Origin of the sequence: Solimonas flava DSM 18980, from assembly GCF_000426685.1 — a bacterium.
GTDB lineage: Bacteria > Pseudomonadota > Gammaproteobacteria > Nevskiales > Nevskiaceae > Solimonas > Solimonas flava.
Genome location: NZ_AUFV01000014.1, coordinates 20291 through 35123 on the forward strand (window position 1 = coordinate 20291; position 14833 = coordinate 35123).

Here is a 14833-nt window from a genome sequence, read left to right on the forward strand (position 1 = left end):
ATTGCGCGCAAGCGTCTTGCTCCTACGACCCGGGATTCCGCCATGCAGCCGTTTCCGTTTCGCGCCGTCCTCGCCGCTGCCGGCCTCGCCACGCTGGTCGCGTGCGCGGGGGTGACGCCGTACCAGCCCGCGCGCAAGGGCTATGGATATTCGGCGCAGATGCTCGAGACCAACCGCTATCGCGTGAGCTTCACCGGCAGCTCCGAGACGCCGCGGCAGACCGTCGAGAACTACCTGCTGTACCAGGCGGCGGAAGTCACGCTGAACAGCGGCAACGACTACTTCATCGTCGCCGGCAGCTCGACCAGCGCCAAGCCCGGCAGCGGGCCGAGCTTCAGCGTCGGCGTCGGCGGTTTCGGCTTCGGCTCGCACAGCGGCGTCGGCGTCGGGGTCGGCACCGAGACCGGCAGCCGCGACAAGGCCGAGTACACCGCGCAGGCCGAGATCCTGACGTTCAAGGGGCGCAAGCCCGCCGACAATCCGCAGGCCTTCGACGCGCGCGAGGTCAAGACCAATCTGGAAGCGCAGATCGTGCGGCCGGCCACGCCCTGAGGCGCGCGGACGCAGCGTGGCTCAGCCGCTGAGGTCCGGGACGGCGGCGAAGGCGCTCGGCACCTGCGGCGGTTCCGCCCAGGGCTCGGCGCGGGCCTCGGCGAGTATCCACTCGCGGAACGCGGCGACCGAAGGCTCGTCCTGGTTCTCCCGGCTGTAGACGAGGTAATAGCTGGCGCCGGTCGGCAGGCTCAGCGGGAACGGCGCGACCAGACTGCCTTCGGCGAATTCTCCGACCGCCATGATCGGGATGCCGAGCACCACGCCGAGACCGTCGGCCGCGGCCTGCATCGCTAGCGTGACGTGATTGAAGGTCGGGCCGCGCCGCGTGTTGACGCCGCGCACGCCGGCGGCTTTCAGCCACGAAGTCCAGTTCGGCCGGCCGACGTCGACCATCGCGATGTCGTTCTCATAGTGCAGCAGCGTGTGGTGGCGCAGATCGTCCGGCGTACGCAGCGGATTGGGCCCTTCGAGCAGGCGCGGACTGCACATCGGCAGGGCATACGAGTCGAACAGCTTGTGCACGACGTAGCCCGGATAGTCGCCGTCGCCGAAGCGGATCGCGACGTCGCCGCCCTCGAGCAGATTGGCGCCCTGGTCGAGCTCGCCGCGCGCGCGGTCGACCAGCGTCTGCCGTGCCGAGATGCGCAGGTCGATGTCCGGATTGCGATCGCGAAAACCGGCCAGCTTGGGAATCAGCCACTTCGAGGCCAGTGCCGGCGGCACGCTCAGCATCAGGCGGCCGGCGTGCGCGAGGTGCTGCGCCGCCGCGACCGCGTCGGCCATCTGCGCGAATGCGGCCGTCAGCTTGGGCAGGCAGGCTTCGCCGGCCGGCGTCAGGGCGATGCGGCGCGGCATGCGCTTGAACAGCGCCACGCCCAGGTGTTCCTCGAGCGCCTTGATCTGGTGACTGATCGCCGCCGGCGTCACGTGCAGCTCCTGCGCCGCCTTGTACACGCTGCAATGGCGTGCGGCAGCCTCGAAGGCGCGAAGCGCGTTGAGCGGCGGGAGGCGCATGGCGGGCGGCGGATCTCGACAGACAGGCGGGAAAGACTGGGAGGGTGCCGGTGCGGGCGTCCGGTCATCCGACGCAAGCATCACGCCGCCTCACCGCAGCCGGTATGCATGATGACGGAAAGCCTGCGCCACTGCACGCGGCGCGCGGCGCCGTCCTGCGATGTGTTTCGCAGTCGCGCGCGGCGCGCTACGCGGCGTCGGCCAGCGTGCTCGCCATCAGCTCGAAGCGGTCGTTGCCCCAGAACATCGCATCGCCGATGAAGAAGGTCGGCGCGCCGAACGCGCCGCGCTGCGCCGCTTCGTCGGTATAGGCCTTCAGCTGCTCCTTGGCTTCCGGCGTCTGCGCCCGGGCGAGCAGATCCGGGCCATCGAAACCAAGCTCGGTGGCGAGCGCTTCCAGCACCGGCGGCTGGCTGATGTCGAGATTGCGCGCCCAGTAGGCGCCGAGGGTGGCGCGCGCCCAGCGCGCGCGGTCCTCGCCGCCCAGCGCGCTGGCGATGCGCTGGGCATTCAGCGTCGAGACCGGGAACGCGCTGGGCACCTGCAGCGGCACGCCGTAATGGCGCGCCCAGCGCTGCAGGTCGGCGAACATGTACTGGCCCTTGGCCGGCACGGTCAGCGGTGCGCGGTTGCCGCAGGCTTCGAACAGCTTGCCGAGCAGGACCGGCTTCCAGACCAGTGCGGTGCCGTGTTCGGCGGCGAAGCGCTCGATCTGCGTTGCGGCGAGGTAGGTGTAAGGGCTGACGGCATCCCAGTAGAACTCGATCGTCGCCATCGCGGCAGCGCTCCTCTGCGTTTGTTTTTTGTCCAGACCGGCTTCCGGCAGTCTGTCATGCGCCGCGGAGGCGGCACAACTTGTGCTTCAGCCTCGGCGGGCGAGGCGTGACGAAGCCCGGCGAGCTGCCTACACTGGCGCCCCCTGCAAGGTAGGAATCATGACGTACTGTTGTGCGATCAAGGTGAACGATGGACTGGTGTTCGCGGGCGATACGCGGACCAGCGCCGGCGTCGACGACGTGCGGACGTATAACAAGGTCCACGTCTTCGAGTTTCCCGGCGACCGTGTCTTCGTGCTGCTGTCGGCCGGCAATCTGGCGACGACGCAGGCCGTGCTGGCGCATATCAAGCGCGATCTCGAAGAAGCCGTCGTGCCGATGAGCCTGCGCCTGGCGCGCTACATGTTCGACGCCGCCGAGTACGTCGGCGCGCTGTCGGTCAGTGCGCAGAAGCATGTCGCGCAGCAGACCCAGTACAGCAGCGTCGATCTGCGCACGACCTTCATCCTCGGCGGCCAGATCCAGGGCGAGGAGCCGGCGATCTACATGATCTACCCGGAAGGCAACTGCATCGCCTCGTCGCCGGAGACGCCGTTCCTGCAGATCGGCGAGAGCAAGTACGGCAAGCCGATCCTCGACCGCGTGATCCGTCCGCCGGTGCCGCTCGAGGACGCCGCCCGCTGCGCGCTGGTTTCGATCGACTCGACGATGCGCTCGAACATCTCGGTGGGCCCGCCGGTCGATCTGGCGATCCTGCCGCGCGACGCGCTGCGCATCACGCACCGGCTGCGCCTCGATCTCGATACGCCGTTCTACGCGCAGCTGCGCGAGTCCTGGGGCCGGCAGCTGGTCGCCGCGTTCCGCAATCTACCGAAGTTCGACTGGGAAACGCCGGACGCGCAGGGGCGGCTGCTCGACGCCAACGGCTGAGGCCGGCGTCCGGACGCGTCGCCGCCCGCCGCGGGCCGGCGGGCCGCCCGGCGTCGGCGAGGGCTCAGCTGTAGGCCACCTGCCGCTGCGTCGGCGCGGTGCCGGAATCCACCTGGAAGTAGCTCTTCGCCAGCGACTCGTGCACGGCGCCGATGCCGACCTGGATCTCGTCGATCCATTCGTGCAGGCCCTGGTCGAGCAGGCGCTCGAAGTTGGCGTCCTGGATCAGCGCGCGGATGCGGTCAATCGAGCGCTCGCTGGCGCGGTTGTGCGGCAGGTTCGGCAGCGTCCGGCCGATGTGGTTGAGGCAGAACATCACCGAACGCGGGAAGTCGCGATTCTGCAGCAGGAAGCGCAGCACGGCCGGGCCGCTGACGCGGATCTTCTCGTGCCGGCGATAGGCCTGGTAGGCCATCAGCGAGCGCAGCACGCTCATCCACTGGATCTGCACGAACGGCCGCAGCTCCTCGGCGGTGCGGGCGCGGATCAGGTCGACGGTGCGCACGTCGACGATGCGCGTCGTCATGTCGGCCTGCTCCAGGCTGAGACCGACCTGCAGGAAGTGATAGCCGACGTCGTGCGTCATGTTCGCGGCCAGCATGCCGCGCAGCAGCAGGATGCCGTCGATCACGCGATCGAGGCCGGCCTGGCGGTGGGCGCGCGGCAGGTGCTTCTCGCCCTTCTCCTGCAGGAACAGGTGCAGGGCGTTGATCTGCTCCCAGGCGTCGCGCGGCGTGCTGTCGCGAACGGTGCGCAGGATCTCGCGGGCATGGCCGACCGAGGCGGCGATCGAGCTGCCGTTCTCCGGATCGGTGATCAGGAAGCGCACGACCTGCGCCTCGGAATCGTCGGCGTACAGGCTCTCGAACGCGTGGTTGGCGCCGAGGATGTCGACCAGCGGCGACCAGCCGAGCGTCATGCCGCGCGGCAGGTCGAGCAGCAGATGCGAATGGACGCTGATGAGGCGTGCGGTGTTCTCGGCGCGGGCCAGGTAGCGGCCCAGCCAGTACAGGTTGTCGGCGACGCGGGATAACACTTAAGCGGCCTCCAGATCGACGATCCAGGTGTCCTTGGCGCCGCCACCCTGCGAGCTGTTGACGACCAGCGAACCCTTGGTCATCGCCACGCGGGTCAGGCCGCCGGTGGTGACGTAGGTGCTGTCGCCGCGCGACAGGATGAACGGGCGCAGGTCGAGATGACGTGGCTCGATGCTGCCGTCGGCCAGCGTCGGCGCCGTCGACAGCGCCAGCGTCGGCTGTGCCATGTAGTTGCGCGGATTGGCGACGATCAGTTCGCGGAACTTGTCGCGCTCCTTCTTCGTCGCCCGCGGCCCGATCAGCATGCCATAGCCGCCGGACTCGTTCGCCGGCTTGACGACCAGCTGGTCGAGGTGGTCGAGCACGTAGCTGCGGTCGTGCTCGTCCATGCACAGGTAGCTCGGCACGTTCGGCAGGATCGGTTCCTCGCCGAGGTAATAGCGGATCATCTTCGGCACGAAGGCGTAGACGACCTTGTCGTCGGCGACGCCGGCACCGGGCGCGTTGACCAGCGCGACCTTGCCGGCGATCCACGCCCGCATCAGGCCCGGCACGCCGAGGATCGAGTCCGGGCGGAAGGCTTCGGGGTCGAGGAACAGGTCGTCGACGCGGCGGTAGATGACGTCGACGCGCTTCGGCCCGTAGACGGTGCGCATGTAGACGCAGTTGTCGTCGCCGACGAACAGGTCCTGGCCCTCGACCAGCTCGATGCCCATCTGCTGTGCAAGCCAGGAGTGCTCGAAGTAGGCCGAGTTGTAGATGCCCGGCGTCAGCAGCGCGATCGACGGCGTGTCGCCGGGCCGCGGCGACATCGCCGCCAGCATGTCGTAGAGCTGCGCCGGGTAGTCGTCGACCGGCAGGATCGCGCCGGTCTGGAACAGCTCCGGGAACACGCGTTTGGTGACCTGGCGGTTCTCGACCATGTAGCTCACGCCGGACGGCACGCGCAGGTTGTCCTCGAGCACGTACAGCGTGCCGTCGAGGTCACGGACCAGATCCGAGCCGCAGATATGGGCCCAGACCCCATGGCGCGGACGGATGCCGACGCACTGCGGGCGGAAGTTGACCGATTCGGCGAGCAGCTCGGCCGGGAAGATCTTGTCCTTGACGATCTTCTGCGGGCCGTAGATGTCCTGGATGAACAGGTTCAGCGCGCGCACCCGCTGCTGCAGGCCGGCTTCGGTCTTGTTCCACTCGGTCTTCGGCAGCGTGCGCGGGATGATGTCGAACGGCCAGGAGCGGTCGACGTTACGGCCTTCCGAGTACACGGTGAAGGTGATGCCCATCACCTTGATCGCCAGCTCGGCGGCCAGGCGCCGCTCGGCGAGCTCCTCGGGCGTCAGGCTGCCGAGGTAATGGACGAGATGCTGCGCGGCGGGACGCGGCTGGCCGGGCGCGGCCATTAACTCGTCGTAATAGTCCTTGCAGCGGTACTGACTCCAGTCGATGGCCATGCGGTGGCTGAGCTTTTCCGTGTCGAGTCGTGATGACAGCGATGAAGCAAAACGCGAGCCAACGGCCGCAGCACGGCTGGAGGCGATATGAACTGTGTAGAATTCCGCAATCTCTTTTGCAAGACCATGACGTCCATCAAAGCGCTGGAATTCAAGGGCCGCATGCTGTCGCTGACGCGCGCCCGCGTGCTCGATCCCGATCTCGCGGCCATCGGCGCCCAGCTGCGCGATTTCGCCCGGCAGATGCCGCAGGCCGTGCAGGGCATGCCGATCATCCTCGAAGCCGACGCGCCGATGGACCTCGGCGGCGTGCTGGCGGCGCTGCGCGAGGTGGGCATGCAGCCGATCGGCGTCGGCGACGGCCCGCTCGCCGAATCGGCGCGCAGCTGGGGGCTGGCCGTGCTGCCGCCGGAAGGCGCCAAATCGCGACCGCTGCCGGCCGCTGCGGCGCCGGCCCCGGCGTCCGCCCCCGCCCCCGCCGAGCCGGCGCCCGTGCCGGCGCCGGCCGCCGGTGCCCGCAAGCCGACGCGCATCATCACCGATCCGGTCCGCTCCGGGCAGCAGATCTATGCCGCCGACGGCGATCTGATCGTGACCTCGACGGTCAGCCCGGGCGCCGAAGTGGTCGCCGACGGCTGCGTCCATATCTACGGCGCGCTGCGCGGCCGGGCGATCGCCGGCGCCCGCGGCGAGACCACCGCGCGGGTATTCTGCCGCCGCTTCGAGGCCGAGCTGGTGGCGGTGGCCGGCGTCTATGCCGTCGCCGAGCAGATGCAGGGCGATTTGCGCGGCAAGCCGGCGCAGGTGCTGCTGGCCGATGGCAAGCTTAAGATCGAACGACTGGACTGGTGAGCCCGTCTCGCCGGCCCGCAGAACCCAACCCTTAGGGAAGACCCCGTGGCAAAAATCGTCGTAGTGACCTCTGGCAAGGGCGGCGTCGGCAAGACGACGACCAGCGCGTCGTTCTCGACCGGCCTTGCGATGCGCGGCTACAAGACCGTCGTCATCGATTTCGACGTCGGCCTGCGCAATCTCGACCTCATCATGGGGTGCGAGCGCCGCGTCGTGTTCGACTTCGTCAACGTCATCAATGGCGAGGCGAACCTGCGCCAGGCCTTGATCAAGGACAAGACGCACGAGAACCTCTACGTCCTCGCCGCCAGCCAGACGCGCGACAAGGATGCGCTGACCGAGGCCGGCGTCGAGCGCGTGCTCAATGAGCTTGCCAAGGAATTCGACTACATCGTCTGCGATTCGCCGGCCGGCATCGAGCGCGGGGCGCATCTGGCGATGTACTTCGCCGACGAGGCGCTGGTTGTCACCAATCCGGAAGTCTCCAGCGTGCGCGACTCCGACCGCGTGCTCGGCCTGCTGTCGAGCAAGACGCGCCACGTCGAGAAGGGCGAGGGCCGCGTCAAGGAGCATCTGGTCCTGACCCGCTACAACCCGGCGCGCGTCGCCAAGGGCGAGATGCTGTCGGTCGACGACGTCCGCGAGATCCTCGCGATCCCGCTGCTCGGCGTGATTCCGGAATCGCCGGCAGTGCTGACTTCGTCGAACGCCGGCTCGCCGGTGATCGTCAACAAGGAAACCGACGCCGGCCGCGCCTACGAGGATCTCGTCGCCCGCTTCCTCGGCGAGGCACGCGAGCACCGCTTCATCACCGCCGAGAAGAAGGGTCTGCTCGGCCGCATCTTCGGGACCTGACGCAATGGCGATGGACTGGCTGAAATTCTTACGCGGCGAGCCGAAGAACACCGCTTCGGTCGCCAAGGAACGGCTCAAGGTCGTCGTCGCGCACCAGCGCGAGGGGCGCGCCAACGGCCCGGTCTACCTGCCGATGCTGCGCGAAGAGCTGCTCAACGTCGTGCGCAAGTACGTGCAGGTGCCGGACAATGCCGTGCAGATCAATGTGCAGCGCGAGGACGGACTCGAAGTGCTGGAGATGAACATCACGCTGCCTGAGACCGGCTAGCAGAGCCGTTTCCCACGCCGTGCAGTTTGCGCGGCCGATGTTGCAAGACGATGCCCGCCGCGTGCGGGCATCGTCGTTTGCGGCCCCGGCGAAGTGCGGGGGGCGGGTGCGGGACGGTGCGCATAAGCTTAGAAGCAAACGTTCCTTGAGCGGTGCGGCGACGGCCGGCAGACTCGCGCGCCGTCTGTTGCAGTCCGCGCCGGTGCGCGCCGGCGCGCAAGAAATGCGGCGCGACTCACCCGGACGCAGGAGTGCGCCCCCGGGGGATTTTTCTTAAACTGCGCCGCCTTTGGTCGGCTTCTCCCGGGATTTTCGTCGAATGGTTGCTCTCGCTACTGAAACCGTGCTGTCGGTCCGGCACTGGAACGACACACTGTTCAGCTTCACGTGCACGCGCGATACCTCGCTGCGTTTTCGCAATGGCCAGTTCGTGATGATCGGGCTCGAAGTCAACGGCAAGCCGCTGATGCGCGCCTACAGCATCGCCAGCCCGAACTACGACGAGAATCTCGAGTTCTTCAGCATCAAGGTCGAAAACGGCCCGCTGACCTCGCGGCTGCAGCACCTCAAGGTCGGCGATCAGCTGATCGTCAGTCGCAAGCCGACCGGGACGCTGGTGGTCGACGACCTCAAGCCCGGCAAGCACCTGTTCCTGATCGGCACCGGCACCGGCCTCGCGCCGTTCATGAGCCTGGCGCGCGATCCGGACGTCTACGAGCGCTACGAGAAGGTCGTGCTGTTCCACGGCGTGCGCCACATCAACGACCTTGCGTACTACGAGTACATCACCGAGGAGCTGCCGAACCACGAGTTCCTCGGCGAGCTGGTGCGCGACAAGCTGATCTACTACCCCTCGGTGACGCGCGAGCCATTCCGCAATCAGGGCCGCATCACCGACCTGATCGAAAGCGGCAAGCTCTGCCAGGACATCGGCCTGCCGCCGATGAGTCCGGAGACCGACCGCGTGATGATCTGCGGCAGCCCGTCGCTGCTGACCGATCTCTGCGGCGTGCTCGACCGCCACGGCTTCGGGATCTCGCCGCACATCGGTACGCCGGGCGACTACGTCATCGAGCGCGCTTTCGTCGAGAAGTAGCCGGCGATCGGCACGCCGCAGATGCGATGCGGCGTGCCCGGTGCCGCGCGTCCGGTGCCTGACGTCGCCCTGGCGGGCGAACCCCTTTCTTTGCGACCTGGGCGGGCGACGAGGCTTCGCGTCCGGTGTGCCGCCGCCCGCGCCAGCCGGTCCGGCGCGGGCGTTCGCCTTTGCGGTCCGACGCGCGCCGCGGCGGCCGGAAGCGGGTGTCCTATCGGCCGGCCGGTACGGCGGATGTATCGACCGAGCGGCTCATCCACAGCGCGATCAGCGTGACGACGGCGCCCGACAGCAGATAGAGCCCGACGTAGCCGACGCCGAGGTGCGTGGCGATCTGCAGCGCCACCAGCGGCGCGAAAGCCGCGCCGAGCAGCCAGCCGAAGTCCGAGGTCAGCACGGCGCCGCTGTAGCGGAAGCGGGTGGCGAAGCTCGAGTTGACGATGCCCGAGGCCTGGGCGTGCGTGAAGCCGAGCAGGGCGAAGCCGGCCAGGATGAAGATGTAGGCGCCGGTGGTCGTGCCCTTGAGGAACAGCGGCATCAGGCCGGCGACGCTGAACACGGCGACCAGGGCGGCGCCGAAACCGAAAGTCGTGCGCCGACCGTAGCGGTTGGCGAGCTTGCCGGAGATCAGCATCGTCAGCACCGCGAGTCCGGCGCCGCAGATCTCGACGACCAGGTACTCGGCGACCGATTCCTTGGTGAACAGCGTGACCCAGGACAGCGGGAAGATCGTCACCAGGTGGAACAGCGCGTAGCTGGCCAGCGGCGCGAGCGCGCCGAGCAGCACGTTGCGCCATTGCAGGCGGAACAGTTCGCCGAGCGGCGAAGGCTCCAGCGCGCGGGTTTCGAGCAGGTGCGCGAACTCCGGCGTGACGACCAGGCGCAGACGTGCGAACAGCGCGACGACGTTGATCGCGAACGCGACGTAGAACGGGAAGCGCCACCCCCAGTCGTAGAAATCGGCGTCGGCGAGGTTGACGCGCAGATAGGCGAACACGGCGGCGGCGATGATGAAGCCGATCGGCGCGCCGAGCTGCGGGACCATCGCGTACCAGCCGCGCTGGCCGGGCGGCGCGTTCAGGGCCAGCAGCGAGGGCAGGCCGTCCCAGCTGGCGCCGAGGCCGATGCCCTGGGCGATGCGGAACAGCGCCAGCAGCAGAATCGCGTTGCTGCCGAGCACGGCGTAGCCGGGCAGGAAGGCGATGCCGGCGGTGGCGGTGCCGAGCACGAACAGTGCGAAGGTCAGTTTGGTGCCGCGCCCGTAGCGACGATGGATCAGGCGGGCGAGCAGCGAGCCGAACGGGCGGGCAATGAATGCCAGCGCGAACAGCAGGAACGAGTACACGGTGCCCTGCATCGGGTCCGTGAACGAGAAGAAAACCTGCGGGAAGACCAGGGCCGCGGCGATGCCGAACACGAAAAAGTCAAAGAATTCAGATGTTCGGCCAATGATGACGCCGATCGCGATGTCGCCGGGGTGGATGTCGTGAGCCCCGTGCGGCTGTGCCTCGATGGTGTCGGTCAGTGCGCCGGCCGGGGTGGCCGCCTGAAGGTTTGCGTTCATGGTCCTCCTTCCTTGAGCCCTCGGGGGCATTTATGCGTTATGGCGCCACTATGAACCGCCGGCAGGCCTTTTGCCAGCGCGTTTCCGGGGGCTGGCCGGGCGTTCGTCGGCCCGCTGCGGCCGTCCGGAAATCAAGCGCTTGGCCGCACGCAATGGGACAAAACGTCCAATCGAGTTTCGTGTCGCGAAACCGTAAAGTCGCGCTCCCGAAATCTCCCCTGAAGTGCATATGCCATGCCTGTGCGTCTCTTTCGCGGCCTGATAGCGGTTAGCCTGCTGGCGGTCCTCGCCGGCTGCCATTCGGATGTGCTGCGGCCGGCCGGCGACATCGCCCTCCAGCAGCGCGATCTGATCTACCTGTCGACCTTCCTGATGCTGCTCATCATCGTGCCGGTGATGCTGCTGACGCTGCTGTTTGCCTGGCGTTACCGCCAGTCCAACAAAGAGGCCGCCTACGATCCGGAGTGGAGCCATTCGACCAAGCTCGAACTGGTGATCTGGTCGGCGCCGCTGGCGATCATCATCGCGCTCGGCACGGTGACCTGGATCGCGACGCACAAGCTCGATCCATACCGTCCGCTCGACCGCATCGACGCGGCGCGTGCGCTGCCGGCCGACGTCCAGTACCTGGATGTCGAAGTCGTCGCGCTCGACTGGAAATGGCTGTTCATCCTGCCGGAGCAGGGCGTCGCCACGGTCAACGATCTGGTGCTGCCGGTCGACAAGCCGGTCCGCTTCCGGATCACCGCCTCGACGGTCATGAACACGTTCTACGTGCCGACGCTGGCGGGCATGATCTACGCGATGCCGGGCATGCAGACCGAGCTGCACGCGATCGTCAACCAGCCGGTCGACACCACCGGCGTCTCGGCGCACTACAGCGGCGCCGGCTTCACCGACATGCGCTTCCGCTTCCGCGGCCTGCCGCAGGCTGAGTTCGATCAATGGGTCGCGCAGCTGCGCGCGGACGGCGGCGAGCTGAACCGCGAGGTGTATCTGCAGCTTGAGCAGCCGACCCGTGCCGAGCCGGTGCGCCACTACGCGAAAGTCGATCCGGCGCTGTTCAAGGCCGTGCTCAACATGTGCGTCGATCCGAACAAGATGTGCATGAGCGACATGATGGCGATCGACGCCAAGGGCGGCCTCGGCAAGGCCGGCATCTTCAACGTCTCGCAGCTCTCCTACGACGCACAGCGTGCGCGCGGCCTGGAGCGCCCGCGTCCGAACTACGTGCTCGCCATGTGCGACACCGACACGCCTTCCTATCTCGCACGCACCTCGCTGTCGAGCGAGGCCGCCGCCCGTGCCGCTGGTAACACGCCATGATTCATCAAAGCGCTGAAACGACGTCGAACTTCCTGACCGGCCGGCTCACCTGGGAGTCGGTCCCGTTCCATGAGCCGATCCTGCTCGCGACCTTCATCGCCACCGCCCTGATCGGCCTCGCCGTGTTCGCCTGGATCACGGCCAAGGGCAAGTGGGGCTATCTCTGGAACGAGTGGTTCACGTCGATCGACCACAAGAAAATCGGCATCATGTACATGGTGCTCGGCTTCGTCATGCTGCTGCGCGGCTTCGCCGACGCGATCATGATGCGCCTGCAGCAGTCGATGGCCTTCGGCGACAACATGGGCTATCTGCCGCCGCATCACTACGACCAGATCTTCACCGCGCACGGCGTGATCATGATCTTCTTCGTGGCGATGCCGTTCATCACCGGCCTGATGAACTTCGTCGTGCCCAAGCAGATCGGCGCGCGCGACGTCGCCTTCCCGTTCCTCAACAATTTCAGCTTCTGGATGACGACGGCCGGCGCGATGCTGGTGATGCTGTCGCTGTTCATCGGCGAGTTCTCGAAGACCGGCTGGCTGGCGTTCCCGCCGCTGTCGGGCATCGACTACAGCCCGGACGTCGGCGTCGACTACTACATCTGGGCGCTGCAGATCGCCGGCGTCGGCACCACGCTGTCCGGCATCAACTTCATGGTGACCATCATCAAGATGCGTTGCCCGGGCATGACCCTGATGAAGATGCCGGTCTTCACGTGGACCGCGCTGTGCGCCAACATCCTGATCGTCGCTTCGTTCCCGATCCTGACCGCGGCGCTGGTGCTGCTGTCGCTGGACCGCTACGTCGGCACGCACTTCTTCACGAACGACTTCGGCGGCAACCCGATGATGTACGTGAACCTGATCTGGATCTGGGGCCATCCCGAGGTCTACATCCTGATCCTGCCGCTGTTCGGCGCGTTCTCGGAGATCGTCGCGACCTTCTCGCGCAAGAAGCTGTTCGGCTACACCTCGATGGTGTACGCGACGGTGTGCATCACCATCCTGTCGTATCTGGTGTGGCTGCACCACTTCTTCACGATGGGCTCGGGCGCGAGCGTGAATACCTTCTTCGGTATCACGACGATGATCATTTCGATCCCGACCGGCGCGAAGCTGTTCAACTGGCTGTTCACGATGTACCGCGGCCGCATCCGCTTCGAAGTGCCGATGCTGTGGACGATCGGCTTCATGCTGACCTTCACCATCGGCGGCATGACCGGCGTGCTGCTCGCGGTGCCGCCGGCGGACTTCGTGCTGCACAACTCGCTGTTCCTGATCGCGCACTTCCACAACGTGATCATCGGCGGCGTGGTCTTCGGCACCTTCGCGGCGGTGAACTACTGGTGGCCGAAGGCGACCGGTTTCCGCCTCGATCCGTTCTGGGGCAAGGTCTCGTTCTGGTGCTGGCTGATCGGCTTCTGGGTTGCCTTCACGCCGCTGTACGTGCTCGGCCTGATGGGCGTCACCCGCCGTCTGTCGCACTTCGAGGACCCGAGCCTGCAGATCTGGTTCCAGATCGCGCTGGTCGGTGCGCTGATCATCGGCTGCGGCATTCTCGCCAACATCGCCCAGATCGTCGTGTCGATCCGCAAGCGCGACCAGCTGCGCGACGAGACCGGCGATCCGTGGGACGGCCGCACGCTGGAGTGGTCGAGCTCGTCGCCGCCGCCGGCCTACAACTTCGCGTTCACGCCGGTGGTCCACGAGCAGGACGCCTGGTGGGACATGAAGAAGAACGGCTACGTGCGCCCGACCGAGGGCTTCATCCCGATCCACATGCCGAAGGGCACGACCGCCGGCATGGCGCTCGCGGCGCTGGCGACGATCTCCGGCTTCGGTCTGATCTGGCACATCTGGTGGCTCGCGTTCGCTTCGTTCGTCGGCATGGTCGCCTACGCGATCTACCACACGTTCAATTACGACCGCGATTTCCACCTGTCGGCCGAAGAGGTCACGGCCGTCGAGAACGCGCGCACCGCGCTGCTGGCCAAGGCCAAGGGTTAATCACATGAGTTCTCACGCAATCAGCAACATCGACCGGAAGACCTTCTTCCTGCGCGAGGAGCATCACACCGAAAACGGCACGATGCTCGGCTTCTGGCTGTACCTGATGAGCGACTGCCTCATCTTCTGCAGCCTGTTCGCGATGTTCGCGCTGTTCGGTCACAGCTATGCGGCCGGACCGAGCGGCAAGGATCTGTTCGATCTGGAACTGGTCGCCGTCAACACCGGCCTGCTGCTGCTGTCGTCGATCACCTACGGCTTCGCGATGCTGCAGATGGCCCAGGGCAAGAAGAGCGGCACGCTGATCTGGCTGTTCATCACGCTGATCTTCGGCGCCGGCTTCCTCGGCATCGAGCTTTACGAGTTCCACCACCTGATCCACGAAGGCGCCGGTCCGCAGCGCAGCGCGTTCCTGTCCTCGTTCTTCACGCTGGTCGGCACGCACGGCGCGCACGTGTTCTTCGGCAGCATCTGGCTGGTGGTGCTGATGGTGCAGGTCGCCAAGCGCGGTCTGACCGAGGCCAACTGCCGCCGTCTGTCGTGCCTGTCGCTGTTCTGGCACTTCCTCGACGTGGTCTGGATCGGCGTGTTCACCTTCGTCTACCTGATGGGAGTCCTCTGATGAGCGCAGCGCACGACACCGCGCACGACGCGCACGGCCACGGCCATGAGCACGGCCATGGTCACGGCGGCGCGGCGCACGGCTCGCTGAAGAGCTATCTGACCGGCTTCATCCTGTCGGTCATCCTCACCGCGATCCCGTTCTGGCTGGTGATGGGCCACGTCTTCGAGTCGCGCGACACGACGATCTTCGTGATCGTCGGCTTCGCCGCGGTGCAGGTCGTGGTGCACATGATCTACTTCCTGCACATGAACACGTCGTCGGAAGGCGGCTGGAACATGATCGCGCTGATCTTCACCACCATGCTGCTGGTGATCATTCTGGCCGGCTCGCTGTGGGTCATGTACCACATGAACGCCAACATGATGCCGACCGCCTCGCACGACATGCGGGACATGCCCTGAGTCGCGGTTCCGTCAATGACCGGCAGGACCCCGCCGCGAACGCGCCGGCGGGGCGCAGCGCCGGCAGCCTC

At 66.8% G+C, this 14833-nt stretch carries 15 protein-coding genes; 10 read left to right on the forward strand and 5 right to left on the reverse strand.

Annotation, left to right across the window (positions count from 1 at the left end):
- Positions 1 to 42: 42 nt before the first annotated feature.
- Positions 43 to 552, forward strand: a complete 510-nt coding sequence (locus K343_RS0114920) for a CC0125/CC1285 family lipoprotein (protein WP_028008757.1) — start codon at positions 43 to 45, stop codon at positions 550 to 552.
- Positions 553 to 573: 21 nt separating this feature from the next.
- Here the strand turns inward: K343_RS0114920 and gcvA are convergent, their stop codons facing one another.
- Entirely contained in the window at positions 574 to 1569 is a 996-nt protein-coding gene (gene gcvA / locus K343_RS22375; RefSeq protein WP_211226293.1) for a transcriptional regulator GcvA, read from the reverse strand.
- A 187-nt stretch (positions 1570 to 1756) separates the two neighbouring features.
- Positions 1757 to 2344, reverse strand: coding sequence for a 2-hydroxychromene-2-carboxylate isomerase (locus K343_RS0114930; protein ID WP_028008758.1), 588 nt, complete (start codon positions 2342 to 2344; stop codon positions 1757 to 1759).
- A 160-nt stretch (positions 2345 to 2504) separates the two neighbouring features.
- On the opposite strand from K343_RS0114930, the gene K343_RS0114935 reads away from it, so the two are divergent.
- The gene (locus tag K343_RS0114935) at positions 2505 to 3275 is read left to right on the forward strand and encodes a proteasome-type protease (RefSeq protein WP_028008759.1); all 771 of its coding nucleotides are present in this window, start codon (positions 2505 to 2507) and stop codon (positions 3273 to 3275) included.
- 64 nt (positions 3276 to 3339) lie between these two features.
- Here the strand turns inward: K343_RS0114935 and K343_RS0114940 are convergent, their stop codons facing one another.
- Positions 3340 to 4311 (reverse strand): alpha-E domain-containing protein, encoded by a 972-nt coding sequence (locus tag K343_RS0114940; RefSeq protein ID WP_028008760.1) that lies wholly within the window; start codon positions 4309 to 4311, stop codon positions 3340 to 3342.
- The gene (locus K343_RS0114945; RefSeq protein WP_043112875.1) at positions 4312 to 5766 is read right to left on the reverse strand and encodes a circularly permuted type 2 ATP-grasp protein; all 1455 of its coding nucleotides are present in this window, start codon (positions 5764 to 5766) and stop codon (positions 4312 to 4314) included.
- 126 nt (positions 5767 to 5892) lie between these two features.
- Between K343_RS0114945 and minC the strand changes: the two genes are divergently transcribed.
- The 4 genes from minC to K343_RS0114965 all read left to right on the forward strand — a co-directional run bounded on the left by minC (position 5893) and on the right by K343_RS0114965 (position 8837).
- Positions 5893 to 6618 carry a septum site-determining protein MinC gene (gene minC, locus K343_RS0114950; RefSeq protein WP_028008762.1) on the forward strand — a complete coding sequence of 242 codons (726 nt, stop codon included), beginning with the start codon at positions 5893 to 5895 and terminating at the stop codon, positions 6616 to 6618.
- Positions 6619 to 6663: 45 nt separating this feature from the next.
- Complete coding sequence (gene minD, locus K343_RS0114955; protein WP_028008763.1) at positions 6664 to 7473, forward strand: septum site-determining protein MinD; 810 nt, start codon at positions 6664 to 6666, stop codon at positions 7471 to 7473.
- 10 nt (positions 7474 to 7483) lie between these two features.
- Positions 7484 to 7741 carry a cell division topological specificity factor MinE gene (minE, locus tag K343_RS0114960; protein ID WP_028008764.1) on the forward strand — a complete coding sequence of 86 codons (258 nt, stop codon included), beginning with the start codon at positions 7484 to 7486 and terminating at the stop codon, positions 7739 to 7741.
- Between the two features lie 319 nt (positions 7742 to 8060).
- Complete coding sequence (locus K343_RS0114965; protein ID WP_028008765.1) at positions 8061 to 8837, forward strand: ferredoxin--NADP reductase; 777 nt, start codon at positions 8061 to 8063, stop codon at positions 8835 to 8837.
- Between the two features lie 211 nt (positions 8838 to 9048).
- Here the strand turns inward: K343_RS0114965 and K343_RS0114970 are convergent, their stop codons facing one another.
- Positions 9049 to 10401 carry an MFS transporter gene (locus K343_RS0114970; protein ID WP_028008766.1) on the reverse strand — a complete coding sequence of 451 codons (1353 nt, stop codon included), beginning with the start codon at positions 10399 to 10401 and terminating at the stop codon, positions 9049 to 9051.
- 234 nt (positions 10402 to 10635) lie between these two features.
- Between K343_RS0114970 and cyoA the strand changes: the two genes are divergently transcribed.
- The 4 genes from cyoA to cyoD are packed head-to-tail and all read left to right on the forward strand — an operon-like array spanning position 10636 to position 14762.
- Entirely contained in the window at positions 10636 to 11727 is a 1092-nt protein-coding gene (cyoA, locus tag K343_RS22380; RefSeq protein ID WP_245585208.1) for a ubiquinol oxidase subunit II, read from the forward strand.
- Positions 11724 to 13736 carry a cytochrome o ubiquinol oxidase subunit I gene (gene cyoB, locus K343_RS0114980; RefSeq protein WP_043112878.1) on the forward strand — a complete coding sequence of 671 codons (2013 nt, stop codon included), beginning with the start codon at positions 11724 to 11726 and terminating at the stop codon, positions 13734 to 13736. Before cyoA ends, cyoB begins: the two co-directional genes overlap by 4 nt.
- A 4-nt stretch (positions 13737 to 13740) precedes the next feature.
- Positions 13741 to 14358 (forward strand): cytochrome o ubiquinol oxidase subunit III, encoded by a 618-nt coding sequence (gene cyoC, locus K343_RS0114985; protein ID WP_051278505.1) that lies wholly within the window; start codon positions 13741 to 13743, stop codon positions 14356 to 14358.
- Entirely contained in the window at positions 14358 to 14762 is a 405-nt protein-coding gene (gene cyoD, locus K343_RS0114990) for a cytochrome o ubiquinol oxidase subunit IV (protein ID WP_020649106.1), read from the forward strand. The genes cyoC and cyoD overlap by 1 nt, the downstream gene beginning before the upstream one ends.
- The last annotated feature ends 71 nt before the right edge of the window (positions 14763 to 14833 follow it).